Source organism: Streptomyces sp. NPDC006512 (assembly GCF_040611935.1).
In the GTDB taxonomy this organism is placed as follows: Bacteria; Actinomycetota; Actinomycetes; order Streptomycetales; family Streptomycetaceae; genus Streptomyces.
This window is the reverse complement of the sequence record NZ_JBEXPG010000083.1, coordinates 19170-36660: the sequence shown is the minus strand read 5'-3', so window position 1 is coordinate 36660 and position 17491 is coordinate 19170. Positions and strand designations below refer to the sequence as shown.

The window sequence follows — 17491 nt, the reverse complement described above, 5'->3', positions numbered from 1 at the left end:
CTGCTGCGCTTCGCGACCGCCGGTTCCGTCGACGACGGCAAGTCCACCCTCGTCGGGCGGCTCCTGCACGACTCGAAGTCGGTCCTCACCGACCAGATGGAGGCCGTCGAGGCCGTCTCCGCCCGGCGCGGCCAGGAAGCCCCCGACCTCGCCCTCCTCACCGACGGCCTGCGCGCCGAACGCGAGCAGGGCATCACCATCGACGTCGCCTACCGCTACTTCGCCACCGCCCGCCGCCGGTTCATCCTCGCCGACACCCCCGGGCACGTGCAGTACACCCGCAACATGGTCACCGGCGCCTCCACCGCCGACCTCGCCGTGGTCCTCGTCGACGCCCGCAACGGCGTCATCGAACAGACCCGCCGCCACGCCGCCGTCGCCGCCCTCCTGCGCGTCCCCCACGTCGTCCTCGCCGTCAACAAGATGGACCTCGTCGACTACCGGGAATCCGTCTTCGCCACCATCGCCGAGGAATTCACCGCCTACGCCTCCGACCTCGGCGTGCCCGGCTGGGGGTCCGGGGGCGGCCCCCGGGAGGAGTGGTGCACCGCGATCCCGATCTCGGCGCTGGCCGGCGACAACGTCGTGGAACCGTCGGCGAACATGGACTGGTACGGCGGCCCGACCGTCCTGGAGCACCTGGAGACGGTCCCGGTCAGCCACGACCTCACCGCCTGCCCGGCCCGCTTCCCCGTCCAGTACGTGATCCGCCCCCAGTCCGCCGAGCACCCGGACTACCGCGGCTACGCCGGCCAGATCGCCTCCGGCGTCCTGCGCGTCGGCGAGGCCGTCACCGTCCTGCCCTCGGGCCGCACCTCCGTCATCGAGGGCATCGACGCCCTCGGCGAGAGCGTCGACATCGCCCGGGCCCCCCAGTCGGTCACGCTCCGGCTCAAGGACGACATCGACATCTCCCGCGGCGACCTCATCGCCCCCTCCACGAGCCCTCCCGAATCCACCCGGGAGATCACCGCGACGGTCTGTCACGTCGCCGACCGGCCCCTCACCCCCGGCCAGCGCGTCCTCGTCAAGCACACGACGCGCACGGTGAAGGCGATCGTCAAGGAGATCCCCTCCCGGCTGACCCTCGACGACCTGTCCCAGCACCTGAACCCCGGCCGGCTCGTCGCCAACGACATCGGCCGCGTCGTCGTCCGCACCGCCGAGCCCCTCGCGCTCGACGCCTACGCCGACTCCCGCCGCACCGGGTCCTTCCTGCTGATCGACCCCGCCGACGGAACCACCCTGACCGCGGGCATGGCGGGCGATGCCTTCACCGAGAACGAACGGACCCCCTGACGATGCCCTCACCGCGCCGTCCTCGCCGTACCGCCGCCCCGCTCTGCCTGCTCCTCCTCGCGTGCGCCGCGACCGCCTGCGGCTACGGCTCCAAGGCCGCCGAGTCGGCGCCCGGCCCGCAGGCTCCGGTGGCCGCCGTCGGCGAGGAGCTCTCGGCGGACTCCGTACGGCTCGGCTACTTCCCCAACCTCACCCACGCGACCGCCCTGGTCGGCGTGCGCGAAGGCCTGATCCAGAAGGAACTGGGCGGCACCACCCTGAAGACCGTCACCTTCAACGCGGGCCCGGCCGAGATCGAGGCCCTCAACGCGGGCTCCGTCGACATCGGCTTCATCGGGCCCTCACCCGCGGTCAACGGCTACGCCAAGTCCAAGGGCGAGAACCTGCGCATCATCTCCGGGTCCGCTTCCGGCGGCGTCAAACTCGTCGTGAACCCGGCGAGGATCACAACGCCCGACGACGTCAAGGGCCGCCGGATCGCCACCCCGCAGCTCGGCAACACCCAGGACGTCGCCTTCCTCCACTGGATCTCCGCACGCGGCTGGAAGGTCGACGCGACCAGCGGCAAGGGGGACGTGTCCGTCGTCCGCACGGACAACACGATCACCCCGGACGCCTACCGGTCCGGCTCGGTCGACGGAGCCTGGGTACCGGAACCGACGGCCTCCAAACTGGTCGCCGAAGGCGCCAGGGTGCTCCTCGACGAGCGGGACCTGTGGCCCGGCGGCACCTTCGTGATCACGAACGTGATCGTGTCGCAGAAGTTCCTGAAGGCGCATCCGGACGTCGTCGAGGCGGTGCTGCGCGGCACGGTGAAGACCAACGAATGGATCAACGCAGACCCGGACCGGGCCAAGGCCTCCGCCAACGCCGCCCTGAAGTCCCTGAGCGGCAAGGAGCTGGAGGCCGGGGTCATCGACCGGGCCTGGCCCGGCATCCTCGTCACCGACGACCCCCTCGCCGCGACCCTGCGGGCCCAGGCCGGTCACGCGGTCGCGGCCGGCCTGCTGGAGGAGCCCGACCTGACCGGCATCTACGACCTCGGGCCGCTGAACAAGGTCCTCGGTTCCCTGCACAAGCCCGCCGTCACCCCGGGCGCGGGCACCGACGACCAAGGGAGGTGACCGGCGATGGCGACCGCTCTGGTCAACGCGGAGAACACCACGGCGGTCCGCAGCGCCGTCCGCATCGAACACGTCTCGAAGTCCTTCCCCGGCCGCGCCGGCCCCCAGACGGTCCTGGACGACATCACCCTCGACGTCGGCCCCGGCGAGTTCGTCACCCTCCTCGGGGCCTCCGGGTGCGGGAAGTCCACCCTGCTCAACCTGGTCGCGGGACTGGACGAGCCGACCGGCGGGACCATCGCCACCGAGGGCCGTCCCGCGCTGATGTTCCAGGAGCACGCCCTCTTCCCGTGGCTGACCGCGGGCAAGAACATCGAGCTCGCCCTGCGTCTGCGCGGGGTCGCCAAGGCCGACCGGGGGCCCGAGGCAGAGCGGCTGCTGGAACTGGTCCGGCTCGGCGGCTCGTACGGCAAGCGCGTCCACGAACTCTCCGGCGGCATGCGCCAGCGCGTCGCCCTCGCCCGCGCCCTCGCCCAGGACAGCCGACTGCTCCTGATGGACGAGCCGTTCGCCGCCCTCGACGCCATCACCCGCGACGTGCTCCACGGCGAACTCACCCGCATCTGGGCCGAGACGAACCTCTCCGTCCTCTTCGTCACCCACAACGTCCGCGAAGCCGTCCGCCTCGCCCAGCGCGTGGTCCTCCTCTCCTCCCGGCCCGGACGCGTCGCGAAGGAATGGACCGTGGACATCCCGCAGCCGCGCCGCACCGAGGACACCGACGTCGCCGACCTGTCCCTGGAGATCACCGAACACCTGCGTGGGGAGATCCGCCGCCATGGCCGCCACTGACCTCGGGCCCCGGCCCGGTGCGAACGAACTGGCCGGGCTGGACGCGCTCGACACCCACCAGGACACCCGCACCCCGCTGCGGCGGGTCCTCGCGGCCAAGGCGCTGCCGCCGCTGCTCGCCGTCGTCCTGGTCCTGACGGTGTGGCAGGCCCTCACCCTCGCGCAGGTCACCGACGACTACATGCTGCCGCCGCCCGCCGCGGTGTGGGACAGCCTGTCCGACCTGTGGCTGCGCGGCACCCTCCTGGACGTCGTGTGGACCAGCATCTGGCGCGGCCTGTCCGGCTTCCTGCTGGCCCTGGCCATCGGCACGCCGCTGGGCCTGCTCGTCTCCCGGGTGAAGACCGTGCGCGCCGCGATCGGCCCCGTCCTGTCGGGGCTCCAGTCGCTGCCGTCGGTGGCCTGGGTGCCCCCGGCGGTGCTGTGGCTCGGCCTGAACAACTCGATGATGTACGCCGTCATCCTGCTCGGCGCCACCCCCTCCATCGCCAACGGCCTCGTCTCCGGCATCGACCAGGTCCCGCCGCTGTACCTGCGGGCCGGCCGTTCCCTCGGTGCGACCGGGCTGCGCGGCGCCCGGCACATCGTGATGCCCGCCGCGTTCCCCGGCTACCTGGCCGGGCTGAAGCAGGGCTGGGCCTTCTCGTGGCGTTCCCTGATGGCCGCCGAGATCATCGCCAGCTCCCCCGACCTGGGCCTCGGCCTCGGCCAGTTGCTGGAGTCGGGGCGCGAGACCTCGGACATGGCGCGGATCTTCCTCGCCATCGGGCTGATCCTGCTGGTCGGCATCGCCGTCGACCTGCTGGTGTTCTGCCCGGTGGAGCGCCGGATGCTCCGCCGCCGCGGGCTGCTCGCCGCGCCGGCCACCGGCGCCGGCCGCCCGCGCCGCAAGGGCGCCGCAAGGAGCACCGGGTCCCCTACGCCCGGGCGGAGATGACCCGTCGGTGTCAGCCCGTCAGGGCCGGGGCGCGTACGGCGGCGTCGTACCGGCGCAGTACGAGCCGGGCGAGTTCGGGCGCGGCGCCCAGGACGGCCCCGAGGAGGTCCGCGCCGCCCTCGGCGGCGCCGTCCGCGATCCGGTCCGGGAGCCTGCCCGGGGCCAGGACGTAGGGGGCCACCGCCACCCGCCGGGCGCCGTCGGCGCGCAGGGCCCGTACGGCGTCCCCGGTACGGGGGAAGGCGCCGCCGGAGGCGAAGGCGGGGCGTACGTCGTACCAGCCGGTGCGCCGCCACTGCCGGGCGGTCCCGGCGAGCAGGGCGACGGCCTGCGGGTCGGTGGTGCCGGCGCAGGCGAGCACCACGGAGGTCGCGGCGCGGTCGCCGGGGTCCAGGCCCGCCTCGGTGAGCCGGCGTTCCAGCGCGGCGGTCAGCAGGGCGTGCGGTCCGAGCACCCCGGCCTGCCGTACGGAGAGGGACGCCGGGGCCCCGCGCAGCGCGTCGGGCAGGTCGGTCCTCGCGTGGAAGGCGCGGGTCAGGAGCAGGGGCTGCGCCACCACCCGCCGGGCGCCGAAGTGGGCCATCCGGTCCAGCTCCCCCGGTACGCAGGGCGGGTCGAAGTCCAGGAAGGCCGTGCTCACGCGCAGTCCGGGCCGCATCGACCGGACCCGGCGGGTGAGGGCCCGTACGGTCGCCGCGTGCCGCGGATCGCGGCTGCCGTGCGCGATCAGGAGCAGCACACCGGCGTCGGCGTCAGCGCCGGCCATGGCCGTCGTCCTAGCTCGCGGCGAGGGCGGGCACGGGCCAGTAGGGCTCGTCCTGGAGCAGCATCGGGTCGTGGGTGAGGATCGCCCGCTCGTACTGGCTCAGGACGGGGGAGGGTTCGATGCCCTGGGACTCGATCATGTTGTGCCGGCACTGCCGGTACACCGTCAGGGCGTCGAGCTGCCGGCCCGAGCGGTAGAGCGCCCGCATGAGGAGCATGCAGAACTGCTCGTGGTTCGGGTTGCGGGAGTAGAGCTCCGTGAGCTCCGGGAGAATCCGCTCGTGTCCGCCGGTGCGGAGTTCTAGATCGTAGAGCAGAATCAGTGCCGAATTCCTCGCCTCCAGATATCTCGCGGAAGCCGTCCGGCAGATCGGGCCGCCCGCGAGTCCGCCGAATACGGGCCCCCGCCAGCGCGAAAGTCCTTCGCGGAGGTCGGCGATGTTCTGCCGGTGTTCGGAGAGGCTGTCGTTTCCGGTCCGCGCGTGGATGGCGTCCACGGTGTCGAGGAATAAGTAGGCGTCGAGTTCCCACCGGTCGAAGAGGAACATGTAGCCCGAGGTGCTGGTCACCACCCGGGATCCCTCGCGGTCGGGCTCGACGGCCGAAAGCGTCCTGCGGACCCTGCTGACCTGCGCCTGGAGGGCGTTCTCGACCTTGGCGGGGGGAGTGGTGCCCCACAGTTCGAGGATGAGGGCGTCGACCGTGACGAGCGATCCGCCGGCGGCCAGCAGGGCCGCGAGAAGGGTCTGCTGCATGGCGCCGCCGAGCCGTACGGCGCCGCGGTGCTTCATTATCTCTATGGAACCTAGGACTGAGAACAGCAACACAAACATCTCCCCGCGAGATGGAAAGAGAACGGTGTCGTGTGCACGGGCGCCGGGCGAGTCATATACGTCCGGAACGAGACTGAATTCCTAGTGGACCGATCGGTCCCGACCGTACTTGGTCAGGTAGGAGCATGTCAATGAAGCCCCCGCCCGACGCGGGGGCGTCGTACCCGGGGGCAAACACGACAATGCCGTGCAACACGTCCGGCGCCGGATGCGGGGGATCCAATGGGTGCGCCTGACGTGTTGCACGGCGTTCGGGGGGCGGGGGCGCGGCCGCGGCGGCGCCCCCGGGTCCGGTCAGGCGGTGGCGGACTTGCGGTAGCGGGCGGCGCCCGCGAGGGCCACGGCGGTCACGGCGAGGGTGATGGCCGTGACGGTCCACAGGCCGGCCCGGTAGGGGGCGGTCCCGCCGGCGGAGAGGGAGAAGGCGGTGGCGGTGATCGCGATGACCACGCCGTTGCCGATCTGCGCGCCGGCGTTGAAGAGGCCGGACACCAGACCCTGCTCGTCCGGGGCGGCGGTGCCGACGGCGGCGATGTTCAGCGCCGGGTAGACCGCGGCGAAGCCGAGGCCGCCGAGCAGCTGCTGGGCGAACAGGGTGACCAGCGGGTCGACCTGACCGAGCAGCAGGACCCAGCCGAGGTAGCCGATGCTCAGCAGGACCAGGCCGCCGGTCGCGACGGGCCAGGCGCCGTACTTGGTGACCAGCGCGGCGCCGTAGCGGGCGGTGCCGGCGGTCAGGACGCCGCCGAGGAGGAAGGCGAGTCCGGCCTGGAGCGGGCTCCAGCCCAGCTGCTCCTGGTAGTAGAGGGTCAGGACGAACTGGAAGGAGACGTAGGCGCCGAAGAAGAGCATGGCGACCAGTGCGCGGGTCAGCTGGCCCTTGCGGAAGACGGACAGCGGGACCAGCGGGGCCGGGTGCCGGCTCTCGACGACGGCGAACAGCGGGAAGAGCACGGCGGCGGCGAGGAGCGAGCCGATCGTCTGCGCGTCGCCCCAGCCGTCGCTGGCGGCCCGGCTGAGCCCGTACACGAGGGCCACGGCTCCGGCCGTCACGGTGACGGCGCCGAGGATGTCGATGCTGCCGCGCTTGCCCGCGTCCTGCTGCGAGGGGACGACCGAAGCGGCGAGCAGGGCGACCAGCACGCCCGCGACGGCGGGGGCGAAGAGGACGAGCCGCCAGGAGACGCCCGCCATCAGGCCGCCGAGGATCAGACCGAGGGAGTAACCGGCCGAGGCGACCGCGAGGAAGGTGCCGAGGGCCTTGTTGCGTGACTGCTCGTCACGGAAGGCGTCGAGCAGGATGGCCATGGCGGCCGGCGCGGTGATGCCGGCGCTGATGCCCTTGAGGAGCCGGGCGACGACGAGGACCACGCCGTCGTCGGCGATGCCGCCCAGGATGCTGGCGACCACGAAGACCACCAGCCAGCCGATCAGCAGCTTCTTGCGGTTGTAGAGGTCGGCCAGCCGGCCGCCCAGCAGCAGGAAGCCGCCGAAGCCGAGCGCGTAGGCCGATACGACCCACTGGAGCGCGGAGGTGGACATCCCCAGGTCCGCCTGGACCAGGGGGAGGGCCGGTCCCATGCTCGCGATGTCCATCGCGTCGAGGAACTGCACCGCGCACACGACCAGGAGCAGGAGCGGAAGGCTCTTGACCGCGGGAGCGGGCGGTAACGCCCGTGCGACAGGAGGAGAGGTGGGGGATGCCTCGGTCATGATCAGACTCCGATCGGAGTGTCGTCGGAAGCGGTGAGCGCAACAGGAAGAATGACGGACCGATCAGTCCCGGACTGATCGGTCCATTTCTAGCGCTCACAAACCCCTGTGTCAAACGTATGCTGGGATCCGCGGGGGAGAGGGGAAGGAGTTCAGACATGGCGCGCACACCGGCACCAGGCACGCGGCGGCGGATTCTGGAGGCTTCGGCCAAACTCTTCGGTGAACAGGGGGTCCGGGCCGTCGGCATGCAGCAGGTGATCGACGCGACCGGAGTCGGCAAGAGCCTGCTCTACCGCGAGTTCGCCAGCAAGGACGAACTCATCGCCGCCTGGCTCCGCGAGAGCGACGCCCAGTGGTGGGAGCGGGCCGAGGAGGTCACGGCGCCCCACACCGGCGACCCTGCCCGCCAGATCCTGGCCCTGATGGAGTTCTTCCACACCAGCGTCCAGGAACCGGACTTCCACGGCTGCATCTACTACAACACCTCCAGCGAGTTCCGCGACCCGCGGCACCCGGGTCGCCAGGAGGCGAAACTGCACCTCACGGGCCTGCGCAACTGGCTCCGCGACCGCGGCGCCCAGGCCGGGGCCGAGGACCCGGACGCCCTGGCCGACACGCTGATGCTCATCGTCGGGGGCCTCCTCGCCAACGGCGAGGTCCTCGGCGCGGCCGGCCCGGCCCGCATGGCCGTCGCCACCACCGAGCTCCTCCTGCGGCAGTACTGCCCGGACACCGTGACGGCCGCCGCGCACTGACGCACCATCCGGTACGCGACCGGCCCCGCGGCACGTCGATGCCGCGGGGCCGGGGTGCGTGCGCGTCCGCCCCCGGTCAGGGGCCCGCGACACCGGTCCGCCGCGGCCGGGCCGCCCGTACCGCCACGCCGTGCTCCTCGTAGCCGTCGTCGTAGACGAACGACGAGGGCATGCGGTCGTGGAACTGGTAGTCGGCCTGAATTCGCCCGTCCTCGGCGAGCACGACGATGTCCTGGCCCGACATCTCCATCTCGCCCGTGGCCGCCGAGACCATCACCCAGTTGAACCGGACGACGTCGTGGTGGCCGGTCGCGTTGTTCGAGGACCGGAACTCGTAGCCCATCGGCCCGTACACCTGGTGCGTGTACGCCAGCTGGTCGAGGATCGCCGCGTGACCGCGGATCGGATCCTTGCGGTAGAACACGTACACGGCGTCCGGCGCGTACAGGGCCTCCACCCTCTCGCGCCGGCGCGCCGGATCGGTCTCGTTCCACAACGCGACGTAGCGCGCGAGGAGTTCGTTCGGTCGGGGCAGCATGGGGAAACCTCCTGGGTCGACGGGGCGACGGGCCGATGGGTCGATGGGGTCGGCGTGGTCGCCGTGCGGGGCCGCCCGCTCAGCGCCCCGCGGCGTACCGCGGCAGCAGCTGGGCCAGGTCGGCCGTGATGGCGCGGGCGTGGGTCCGCAGGTAGAAGTGGTCCCCCGGAAAGGTCCGGCACCCCAGGTACTCCGGAGTCCGGCCCGCCCACGACCGCATGGCCCCGGGCGCGAGGAGGGGATCCTCCCGCCCGCAGTACGCGACGACGGGGCAGCCCACGGCCGCCCCGTCCTCCGGCCGGTCCGCGCACACCGCGGCGTCCGCGCCCATCGCCCGGACCGCCGCCGCCAGCTGCGCCGGATCGCCCTCGACCGCCGCGGGCAGCCCGCCCAGCAGCCGCAGCGCCTCCAGCGGATCGGCCGACAGCCCGGCCGGCGCCGAGAACCCGGCCGGAGCCCAGCCCGACACCGCGAGCAGCACCGGCGCCGGCAGGCCCCGCCGCTCCAGCTCCACCGTCAGCCGGTACCCCAGCAGCGCCCCCATCGAGTGGCCGAACACCGCGTACGGGCGCTCGTCCGGCTCGTCGGACACCACCCGGGCCAGGGCCTCCGCCAGCGGACCGAGCCGCGTGTACGGGGCCTCCCGGCGCCGCTCCTGCCGCCCGGGCAGCTGCACCGCCCGGCACGCCACCGACGGCAGCAGCCCCGCCCACTCCCGGTACATCGAGGCCCCGCCCCCGCTGTGGTGCAGCAGGAACAGCCGTACCTCGCCGTCCGGTTCGGCGTCGGCCGGATGCAGCCACCGCGCCGCGCCCTGCACCTCGGGCAGCGGACCCGCGGTCGCGGCCGGCCGTACGACGGTCCCGTCCACGCCGGTTACACCGCGGGCGCGGCGGCATCGGCCCGCGGGGCGGTGAACCGCTCCCGCAGCACCCGCCGCAGCACCTTCCCGGTGGGGTTGCGCGGCAGCGCCCCGACCAGGTCGTAGCCCGTGGGGATCTTGAACCCGGCGATCCTGCCGTTGAGGAACCTCAGGAAGTCCCGCGGCGTGGCCGCGGCGCCCGGACGCAGCACCACCGCGGCCCGCACCGCCTCGCCCCACTCCGGGTGCGGAACCCCGTACACGGAGACCTCCTCGACGGCCGGATGCTCCCGCAGCGCGTTCTCGACCTCGGTCGGATAGATGTTCTGACCCGCGACGATGATCGTGTCGTTGACCCGGTCCACCAGGAACAGGTAGCCGTCCGCGTCGAGGTGACCCATGTCCCCCATGGACAGCCACTCGCCCGACAGGGACCGTGCCGTCACCTCCGGCAGCCGCCAGTACCCGAGGAAACGCGCCGGGCTCTTGACGACGACCCGTCCGACCCCGCCCGGCGGCAGCTCGTTGCCGTCCTCGTCCAGGATCCGCACCTCGTTGCCGGGACACGCCCGCCCCGCCGAACCCAGCACCCGGCTGTCCGGGGTGTGGTCCGCCGGCGCCAGACAGGTCACGAAACTGCCCGCCTCCGCCGACGAATACCCCTGCGCCAGCTCGCAGCCCAGTACGTCGATGCAGGTCAGCAGGAGCTCGCGGTCGATCGGCGACCCGCTGTACACCACCTTGCGCAGCGACCGGAACGTCTCCCGCGTCGTACCCCGCTCGGTCAGCATCATCCGCAGCATCGCGGGCGCCGCCCACAGCGTCGTGATCCGGTGCGCTCCGATCAGCCGGGTCGCCTCGTCCGCGATGAACTGACGCATGATCACCGTCGTGGCGCCGGCGTTGAACGCGTGCATGAACCAGCCGAAGCCGGAGGTGTGCAGGCCGGGGAAGCAGCTCAGCCCACGGTCCTCGGGCCGCCAGTCGATCCAGTCCACCCCCTGCGCCCGCGTGTCGGCGATGAAGGTGAAGAACGTCCGCTGCGCCAGCACCACGCCCTTCGGCAGGCCCGTCGTCCCGCTCGTGTACAACTGCGCCACCGCGTCGTCGAACCCGGCCGCGCCCGCCGCCGACGGCTCGCTGTCCGGCCGCCCCGCCTTCCACTCCAGGAACCCGCCCGCCACGTGCCGGTCGGAGTCCATCTCCACGACCTGCCGCAGCTCGGGCAGCAGCGGCAGCAGCTTGTCCACGACCGGCCGGAACTCCCGCTCCACGAAGAGCAGCCCGGCCTGCGAATCGCGCAGCACGTGCTCGACCTCGCCGGGCGTCAGCCGCGAGTTGACCGGCACCAGCACCGCACCGCTCTTCGCGCAGCCCAGCGCCAGGTCGTAGTAGTGCTCCGACTCCCGGCCCAGGTAGCCCACCCGCATCCCGGCGGCGGGGCCCGCGGCCAGCAGCGCGTGCGCGGTCCGGTTGCTCTCCCGGTGCAGCTCGCCGTAGGTGAGCGTGCGGCCCTCGCAGATCACCGCCGGGTGATCGGGCCGGGTCCGGGCGTGCAGCGCCGCGCGGGCGGCCAGCGTCCGGTCCTCCGTACGGTGGTTGTCTTCGTCGTCCATGGGGATCCCCCGTCGTGTCGTCCGTGTGGTCGTGTGGTGGGTGGGCGGGCGGGTCGGGCCGGCCGGCTCAGGGGGCCGGGTGCGCGGCCGGTTCCGGGGCGAGGGTCCGGCCCAGGTGGGCGGCGAGTTCCTCCACCGACGGGTGGTCGAACACCGTCGACGAGAGCAGCGGGACGCGCAGCCGCGCCTCCAGCCGGCTCTTCAGCACGATCGCCGTCAGCGAGTCCACGCCCAGCTCCAGGAAGCCCGCCCGGGTGTCCACGTACTCCGGGTCGTCGATCGCGAGCAGCGCGGCGACCGTGCCCCGGACCAGCGCGACCAGCACGCCGTGCCGTTCCTCCGGCGGGGCCTGCGCCAGGACCGCCGGGTCGAGGGGCGCCGCGGCCGCCGCGAGCTCCGCCTCCCGGGCGGTGTCCGCCGCCGGGGCCGGGCGGTCCGGAAGCCGGGTGAAGCCCATCCCGGACAGCTCCATCACCGGCCGGCCGCCCGTGGGCCCGCCGTCCAGCAGCAGCACGTCCAGGGTGAACGCCGGGTCACCGCCCGCGCCGACGACGGGATCCGCGGCGCGCCGCACCCGCGCGGCGGACCGCAGCACCTCCCCGCGCGGCTTCTTGAAGGCCCGCAGCCGGGCCACGCTCGTGGCCACGTACCGGTTTCCGTCGTCGGTGAGCGCGGCCAGCGCGTGCGTCGCCCCGTCCAGCACCGGCGGCGGCAGGTGCTCCGCCCGGGAGACGTCCGCCCCCGATAGCTCCGCCACCGCGAAGTCCGGGCCGTACGCCGCCACCCGGCGGGTCCGGCTGAACTGCGGCCCGTACGTGAGCCCGGCCCGCCCGTACGCGGCCCGTACCTCCTCGCCGTCCAGTACCCGCGCCGGCTCCTCGTCCTCCATCGCCCCGAGCAGGCCCAGCAGCTCCCGGCCCGGGCCCGCGAGTCCGCTGCCCGCCCGCTCCGCCGCCGCCGCGATCCACGCCGTCGCGTGCAGCCGTTCGGCGCCCCCGGCCTCGTCGGCCGGCCGGCTCGACACCTCCACGGCCAGCCGCCCGCCCGGCCCGGGCCGCACCCGGGTCAGCAGCAGCGTCGGCCGGTCGGTCAGGAACAGCGCCTCGTGGAAGCGCACGTCCTCCACCGCCCGCCCGGTGTCGCCGTGGACCTCGTCCTGTACCGCGAGCAGCAGCTCCAGGTATCCGGCCGCGGGCAGGAACGCCTGCCCGCCGATCGTGTGGTCCGCCAGGTACGCGGGCCGTCCCGCACTGATGCGCGCCGTGAACTCCCGCTGCCCGCCGTCCCGTTGGACCTCAGGGCCCAGCAGTGGATGGGTGTCGGCGGTCCCGCGCGCCGCCGGGCGGGCGGGGAGCCGGTAGCGGCGCCGGTCGAAGGCGTACCCCGGCAGCGGGATCCGCCGCCCGGGGCCGCCCGCGTACACCTCGCCCCAGGCGATGTTCAGCCCGGCCGTGTAGGCACCCGCCAGCGCGGCGTCCAGCGAGGCGCCGGTGGTGTCCTTGGCACGCAGGCAGCTCAGCCAGCGGTGCTGCTCCTGCGGGACGCAGCGCCGGGCCAGCGAGGTCAGCGCTGACGACGGCCCGACCTCCAGGAACACGTGCCGGCCGCGCTCCGCGACGGCGCGCACCCCGGCCGCGAACTCGACCGTCTCGGTCACGTGCCGCACCCAGTACTCGGGGGTGGCCAGCTCCGCCGGCGACGCGATCCGCCCCGTCAGGTTCGACACGAGGGGCAGCCGCGGTTCGTGGAAGGAGATCCGGCCCAGCACCTCCGCCAGGGGCTCGGACACCCCGGCCATCAGCGGCGAGTGGAACGCGGCCGTCACCTGCAACGGCGTGACCGTCCACGTCCGTTCGCGCAGCGACTCGACCGCCTCGGCCAGCGACCCCTCCCCGCCCGAGATCACGCACTGGCCGGGCGCGTTGACCGCCGCGACCGCCAGGTCCGGCCAGACCTTCAGCAGCGGCCGCACCTCGTCCGCCGCCGCCGACACCGCCGCCATGCCGCCCGGCTCCGCCGCCGACACCGATTCGATCAGCGCGGACCGGGCGGCGAGGAAGGTGATCCCGTCGGCGAGCGTGAACAGCCCGGCCACCGTCGCCGCCACGATCTCCCCGACGCTGTGCCCGATCAGCACCCCGGGCCGCACCCCCCACGACAGCCACAGCCGGGCCAGCGCGTACTCCAGGGTGAACAGCGCCGCGTGCGTGAAGGACGTACGGGCCAGGGTCTCCTCGGCGTCGGGCGCCTCGCCGAACATCACGGCGGCCACGGAACGCCCGAGCAGCGGGGCGAAGAGGGCGTCGCACTCGTCCACGTACCGGGTGAACTCGGGGAAGCGGCCGTACAGGGACCGTCCCATGCCCACGTACTGCGAACCGGAGCCGGTGAACAGGAAGGCCACCTTGCGGAAGGCGTCCGGCTTCTCCTCCCCGCGCGGCGGGGCGCTCCACCGCTCCAGGTGGGCGCCCAGGTCGCCCGTGCCGGCGACGGCCGCCGCCGCCCGGTACCGGAAGTGCGAGCGGCCCGTGGCGCGGGTCCGGCACAGGTCCGCCAGGCCGGTACCGGGGTGCGCGGCGAGGAAGCGCGCGTACCGCTCGGCCTGTAGGCGCAGCGCCGGCCGCGACTTCGCCGACAGGGTGAAGACCTGCCCGGGCCGTGCCCGCTCCTGCGGCCGGTCCTGCTCCTGCTCCTGCTCCTGCTCCCGCTCCTGTTCCTGCTCCTGCGCCTGTTGCGCCGGGCGTTCCGGTGCCGGCCCGGTCCGCGGGGCCTCCTCCAGTACCGCCACCGCGATGGCCCCGGCGACGCCGAAGCCGTTGACGGTGGCCCGGCGCACCGGCGCCTCCCACGGCCGCTGCTCCGTCGCCACCGTGATCGGGTACGTCTCCCAGGGGATCCGCCCGGACAGGTTCCGCCACACGTGCGGGAAGAAGGACCCCGCCCGCATCTGCGTGATCACCTTGATCACCGCACCCAGCCCGGCCGCGGGCTCCATGTGCCCGATGTTGGCCTTCAGGGAGCCGATCGTCAGCGGGTTCTCCGCGTCGTGCGAGGCACCGAACACCCCGTTGACCGAACCGAGCTCGATCGGGTCGCCCAGCGGCGTCCCCGTCCCGTGCGCCTCCACGTACTGGATGTCGCCCGGCTCCAGCCGCGCGTTGGCCAGCGCGGCCCGCATCACGGCCTCCTGCGCCGTGCCGTTGGGCGCGCTGAGGCCCGCGCTCTCGCCGTCCTGCCCGATCGCCGTGCCCCGTACGAGCGCCAGCACCGTGTCACCGTCCGCCAGCGCGTCCGACAGCCGCTTCAGCACCAGCGCCCCGCAGCCCTCGGCGCGCGCGTAACCGTCCGCGCTCTCGTCGAAGGTCTTGCAGTGCCCGTCGGGAGCGAGCATCTGGCCGTGCGAGAGGATCACGAACGAGCGCGGATTGTGCAGCGCGTTCACCGCCGCGCACAGCGCGATGCCGCACTCGCGGCGCCGCAGCCCCTCGACCGCCAGGTGCAGCGCGGTCAGCGAGGCCGCGCACGCCGTGTCCGTCGTCAGGCTCGGACCGCGCAGGCCGAGGAAGTACGAGAGCCGGCCGGACATCGAATACCCGCCGAGCCCGGTCGTCAGGCTCCCGTCGAGCTGCTCGTCGGAGAGCCCTTCCAGCTCCAGCGCGAAGTCCAGCGGCGAAGCCCCCACGTAGACACCGCCGTCGCCGTGCCGCAGGCCGGCCGGATCGATGTTGGCGTCCTCCAGGGCCTGCCACACCGTCTCCAGCAGCAGCCGCTGCTGCGGATCGATGAAAGGGGCCTGCTTCGGCGGAATGTTGAAGAACTGGGCATCGAATTCATCGATACGGTCGAGAAAACCACCGGCGACCGCCGTGATGTCACCCCCGGCCACCTCCGGAACCCAACGGTCGCGCGGCAGCGGCCCGATTCCGGAACGGCCGTCCCGCAGGAAGGAATCCAGAGCCGAAAGGGAATCGTTCCCGCCGGGAAAACGCATTCCGATGCCGACCACCGCGATCGGCTCGTGCTTCTCCAGGAGGAACTGCCCGAGCTCGCCCTGCTGCCGGCGGATCGTCTCCTCCGCCGCTTCGAGCCTTTCCAGCAGGTCCGGATCCGGATTTCCCGGAGGATTCGGCATTCCCGGCATGGCGGCCGCCTCTCTCAGTTCGCGTCGAAGATGTCGGCCAGTACTTCGGAGGCCAGATAATCCGTCAACCGCTCGACGGTGGGCTGGTTGAACAGGGCCGTGCTGCTGATGCCCCGCCCCAGCTGCCCCTCCAGCCGCTGCTTGACCAGAGTGAGCAGCAAGGACGTCATGCCCAGCTCGAAGAAGCTGTCCTCCAGCGGCAGCTCCTCGTCTTCGGGCATGAGCAGTGCCGTCTTGAATTCCGCCACGACGATTTCTTCCAGAACCGAGCGGCGTTCCGATCTGGGTGAGGACACCAATTGTTCTGTCATACCGGCCGAGTGAACCACAGGCCGTGTGACGACCGGCTGACGTCCTCCTGACCCGTCCGCCCTGTCAGTTCAGCGTCAGCAGCACTGTGGGAACCTCGGGGAGCAGGAGTGCGTGACATCCGGCACGGAGGAGCCAGCAATGCAGAACAAGGTGCGAGAAGAACTGCGGACCAGTGGATATTCATTGATTCCGGCCGACCGGCTCGTCATCGACGCCGAATTGAGGCAGCACGTCAAGGAACTGGCCGCCGAATGGGAGAACCTGGAGACGGACCAGTACCTGAAGGGCGGGTCCCGGTTCCGGGAACGCCGCTACGACCGGTTCTTCTTCGTCCCCCGCACCGGAGAGGTCCGGCTGCGCCCGCACCGCCCCTACTTCCAGTCGATGGGCGCCAACGACTACGCCGGCGGCATCGACCGCGACGTCGCACCGCTCAGCCGCACCACCCTGGACAACCCGCTCCTCACCCGGCTCCTGCGGTCCGACTTCGAACGGTTCCCGGTCCCCGAGGACACCTGGCTCGACGACCCCTGGGACGTCCAGTGCCACCAGTTCCGCATCATCAGCACCCCGGACGAGACGGGCGAGCCGACCCCCGAGGGCCCGCACCGCGACGAGGTCGACTTCGGGGTCATCCACCTCATGGGCCGCTTCAACGCCCGGGGCGGGGAATCGCAGGTGTACGGCCTCGACCGGGAACTGGTCACCGAGTTCTGCCTCACCGAGCAGATGGACACCATGTTCTGGGCCGACGCCCAGATCCTCCACGCGGTGCGTCCGATCCTTCCCGTGGACCCGTCGAAGGCGGCCGTGCGCGACGTCCTGATCATGGGCTACCGGCACGCGCCGGAGCTGCTGCGCGAAGAACTGACCGCCGATCCCGTGAAGTGATCCGGGCCGCACGCTGTCACGGAGGCGTGGTGCGCGGTGTCTCGTACCCGAACCGCGCCGAAACCTGTCGCAGGCGGATTTGTGGAGCGGTGACAAAACTGAACTCGCGTCCGACCCCGGGCCGTATGCAGGTCGTGGGGGAGCGTCCATCGGATCGAGGAGTGTCAGTGTCCAGAAAACGGACCATGAGTCCTGTGAAGAAGCTCGTGTTCACCGTGGTCGCGGGAGCGCTGGTGACCGGCGGCGTCGCCGTCACGGTGGCGACCGGCCACGCCGCGGCCCCCGACGTCGTCTGCCCCGGGTCGACGGTGACGTTGTCCGGTGAGGCGGGTGCTCCGGCGGCGAGCAGTGGGACGTTCCCGGTGGGGACGAAGCTGAAGGTGACGAACCTGGACAACGGCCGGGCGACGACGGTGACGGTGACGGGTCCGTCGGGCAGTTGCGCGCTGCTGAACAACGCGGCCTTCGAGCAGGTGCGGGAGCCCGGGAAGAACCTCATCCGGCGGGCGCGCGTCGAACGCGTGTCGGGCGGCGGGGGAGCGCAGGCCGGTGCGCCGGCGGGTCCTGCGGCCGGTTCCACGCCCGGTGCCGGTGCGGCCGGTCCGCAGGTGCCGCCGGCGACCGGGCAGGTCGTCTGCCCGGGGTCGACGGTGACGTTGTCCGGTGAGGCGGGTGCTCCGGCGGCGAGCAGTGGGACGTTCCCGGTGGGGACGAAGCTGAAGGTGACGAACCTGGACAACGGCCGGGCGACGACGGTGACGGTGACGGGTCCGTCGGGCAGTTGCGCGCTGCTGAACAACGCGGCTTTCGAGCAGGTGCGGGAGCCCGGGAAGAACCTCATCCGGCGGGCGCGCGTCGAACGCGTCGGCTGAGCGCCCCGGCGCGGTGCGAAGGACCGGGCCACGGCGGG

General features: G+C 72.6%; 15 protein-coding genes. 7 read left to right on the top strand and 8 right to left on the bottom strand.

Annotated features, from left to right (window positions below):
- The 4 genes from ABZZ17_RS36660 to ABZZ17_RS36645 form a co-directional block, all read left to right on the top strand.
- Positions 1 to 1299, top strand: a 1299-nt coding sequence (locus ABZZ17_RS36660; RefSeq protein WP_356883087.1) for a GTP-binding protein, incomplete at its 5' end; no start/stop codon positions are given.
- 2 nt (positions 1300 to 1301) lie between these two features.
- A complete protein-coding gene (locus ABZZ17_RS36655) occupies positions 1302 to 2423 on the top strand; it encodes an aliphatic sulfonate ABC transporter substrate-binding protein (protein WP_356883086.1) in 1122 nt (373 codons plus the stop codon).
- A 6-nt stretch (positions 2424 to 2429) separates the two neighbouring features.
- A complete protein-coding gene (locus tag ABZZ17_RS36650) occupies positions 2430 to 3215 on the top strand; it encodes an ABC transporter ATP-binding protein (protein WP_356883084.1) in 786 nt (261 codons plus the stop codon).
- Positions 3202 to 4152: an ABC transporter permease gene (locus ABZZ17_RS36645; protein WP_356883082.1), complete on the top strand. Its 951-nt coding sequence runs from the start codon at positions 3202 to 3204 to the stop codon at positions 4150 to 4152. The genes ABZZ17_RS36650 and ABZZ17_RS36645 overlap by 14 nt, the downstream gene beginning before the upstream one ends.
- Before the next feature lie 10 nt (positions 4153 to 4162).
- Here ABZZ17_RS36645 and ABZZ17_RS36640 read toward each other — a convergent pair whose 3' ends face one another.
- The 3 genes from ABZZ17_RS36640 to ABZZ17_RS36630 all read right to left on the bottom strand — a co-directional run bounded on the left by ABZZ17_RS36640 (position 4163) and on the right by ABZZ17_RS36630 (position 7463).
- A complete protein-coding gene (locus ABZZ17_RS36640) occupies positions 4163 to 4918 on the bottom strand; it encodes a sirohydrochlorin chelatase (protein ID WP_356883080.1) in 756 nt (251 codons plus the stop codon).
- 10 nt (positions 4919 to 4928) lie between these two features.
- Positions 4929 to 5708: an AfsR/SARP family transcriptional regulator gene (locus ABZZ17_RS36635; protein ID WP_356883078.1), complete on the bottom strand. Its 780-nt coding sequence runs from the start codon at positions 5706 to 5708 to the stop codon at positions 4929 to 4931.
- 336 nt (positions 5709 to 6044) lie between these two features.
- The gene (locus ABZZ17_RS36630) at positions 6045 to 7463 is read right to left on the bottom strand and encodes an MFS transporter (RefSeq protein ID WP_356883076.1); all 1419 of its coding nucleotides are present in this window, start codon (positions 7461 to 7463) and stop codon (positions 6045 to 6047) included.
- A 158-nt stretch (positions 7464 to 7621) separates the two neighbouring features.
- Here ABZZ17_RS36630 and ABZZ17_RS36625 point away from each other — a divergent pair, with 158 nt between their 5' ends.
- Positions 7622 to 8221, top strand: a complete 600-nt coding sequence (locus ABZZ17_RS36625) for a TetR/AcrR family transcriptional regulator (RefSeq protein WP_356883074.1) — start codon at positions 7622 to 7624, stop codon at positions 8219 to 8221.
- A 76-nt stretch (positions 8222 to 8297) separates the two neighbouring features.
- Here the strand turns inward: ABZZ17_RS36625 and ABZZ17_RS36620 are convergent, their stop codons facing one another.
- The 5 genes from ABZZ17_RS36620 to ABZZ17_RS36600 all read right to left on the bottom strand — a co-directional run bounded on the left by ABZZ17_RS36620 (position 8298) and on the right by ABZZ17_RS36600 (position 15626).
- Positions 8298 to 8759: a nuclear transport factor 2 family protein gene (locus tag ABZZ17_RS36620; RefSeq protein ID WP_356883072.1), complete on the bottom strand. Its 462-nt coding sequence runs from the start codon at positions 8757 to 8759 to the stop codon at positions 8298 to 8300.
- Between the two features lie 79 nt (positions 8760 to 8838).
- The gene (locus tag ABZZ17_RS36615; protein ID WP_356883070.1) at positions 8839 to 9630 is read right to left on the bottom strand and encodes an alpha/beta fold hydrolase; all 792 of its coding nucleotides are present in this window, start codon (positions 9628 to 9630) and stop codon (positions 8839 to 8841) included.
- Between the two features lie 5 nt (positions 9631 to 9635).
- Positions 9636 to 11237 carry a long-chain-fatty-acid--CoA ligase gene (locus ABZZ17_RS36610; protein ID WP_356883068.1) on the bottom strand — a complete coding sequence of 534 codons (1602 nt, stop codon included), beginning with the start codon at positions 11235 to 11237 and terminating at the stop codon, positions 9636 to 9638.
- 67 nt (positions 11238 to 11304) lie between these two features.
- On the bottom strand, positions 11305 to 15369 hold the full coding sequence (locus ABZZ17_RS36605; protein ID WP_356883066.1) for a beta-ketoacyl synthase N-terminal-like domain-containing protein: 4065 nt from the start codon (positions 15367 to 15369) through the stop codon (positions 11305 to 11307).
- 23 nt (positions 15370 to 15392) lie between these two features.
- Positions 15393 to 15626, bottom strand: a complete 234-nt coding sequence (locus ABZZ17_RS36600; protein WP_356883064.1) for an acyl carrier protein — start codon at positions 15624 to 15626, stop codon at positions 15393 to 15395.
- A gap of 202 nt (positions 15627 to 15828) precedes the next feature.
- Here ABZZ17_RS36600 and ABZZ17_RS36595 point away from each other — a divergent pair, with 202 nt between their 5' ends.
- Positions 15829 to 16581 (top strand): 2OG-Fe dioxygenase family protein, encoded by a 753-nt coding sequence (locus tag ABZZ17_RS36595; RefSeq protein WP_356883062.1) that lies wholly within the window; start codon positions 15829 to 15831, stop codon positions 16579 to 16581.
- A gap of 185 nt (positions 16582 to 16766) precedes the next feature.
- On the top strand, positions 16767 to 17453 hold the full coding sequence (locus ABZZ17_RS36590) for a hypothetical protein (protein ID WP_356883060.1): 687 nt from the start codon (positions 16767 to 16769) through the stop codon (positions 17451 to 17453).
- Positions 17454 to 17491 lie beyond the last annotated feature (38 nt).

What these genes read in the sequence shown, in the direction of transcription:
- ABZZ17_RS36630 (WP_356883076.1), bottom strand. Translation starts at nt 7,463, where the DNA reads ATGACCGAGGCATCCCCCACCTCTCCTCCTGTCGCACGGGCGTTACCG.
- ABZZ17_RS36645 (WP_356883082.1), top strand. Translation starts at nt 3,202, where the DNA reads ATGGCCGCCACTGACCTCGGGCCCCGGCCCGGTGCGAACGAACTGGCC.
- ABZZ17_RS36650 (WP_356883084.1), top strand. Translation starts at nt 2,430, where the DNA reads ATGGCGACCGCTCTGGTCAACGCGGAGAACACCACGGCGGTCCGCAGC.
- ABZZ17_RS36640 (WP_356883080.1), bottom strand. Translation starts at nt 4,918, where the DNA reads ATGGCCGGCGCTGACGCCGACGCCGGTGTGCTGCTCCTGATCGCGCAC.
- ABZZ17_RS36625 (WP_356883074.1), top strand. Translation starts at nt 7,622, where the DNA reads ATGGCGCGCACACCGGCACCAGGCACGCGGCGGCGGATTCTGGAGGCT.
- ABZZ17_RS36610 (WP_356883068.1), bottom strand. Translation starts at nt 11,237, where the DNA reads ATGGACGACGAAGACAACCACCGTACGGAGGACCGGACGCTGGCCGCC.
- ABZZ17_RS36595 (WP_356883062.1), top strand. Translation starts at nt 15,829, where the DNA reads ATGCAGAACAAGGTGCGAGAAGAACTGCGGACCAGTGGATATTCATTG.
- ABZZ17_RS36620 (WP_356883072.1), bottom strand. Translation starts at nt 8,759, where the DNA reads ATGCTGCCCCGACCGAACGAACTCCTCGCGCGCTACGTCGCGTTGTGG.
- ABZZ17_RS36590 (WP_356883060.1), top strand. Translation starts at nt 16,767, where the DNA reads ATGAGTCCTGTGAAGAAGCTCGTGTTCACCGTGGTCGCGGGAGCGCTG.
- ABZZ17_RS36605 (WP_356883066.1), bottom strand. Translation starts at nt 15,369, where the DNA reads ATGCCGAATCCTCCGGGAAATCCGGATCCGGACCTGCTGGAAAGGCTC.
- ABZZ17_RS36635 (WP_356883078.1), bottom strand. Translation starts at nt 5,708, where the DNA reads ATGAAGCACCGCGGCGCCGTACGGCTCGGCGGCGCCATGCAGCAGACC.
- ABZZ17_RS36655 (WP_356883086.1), top strand. Translation starts at nt 1,302, where the DNA reads ATGCCCTCACCGCGCCGTCCTCGCCGTACCGCCGCCCCGCTCTGCCTG.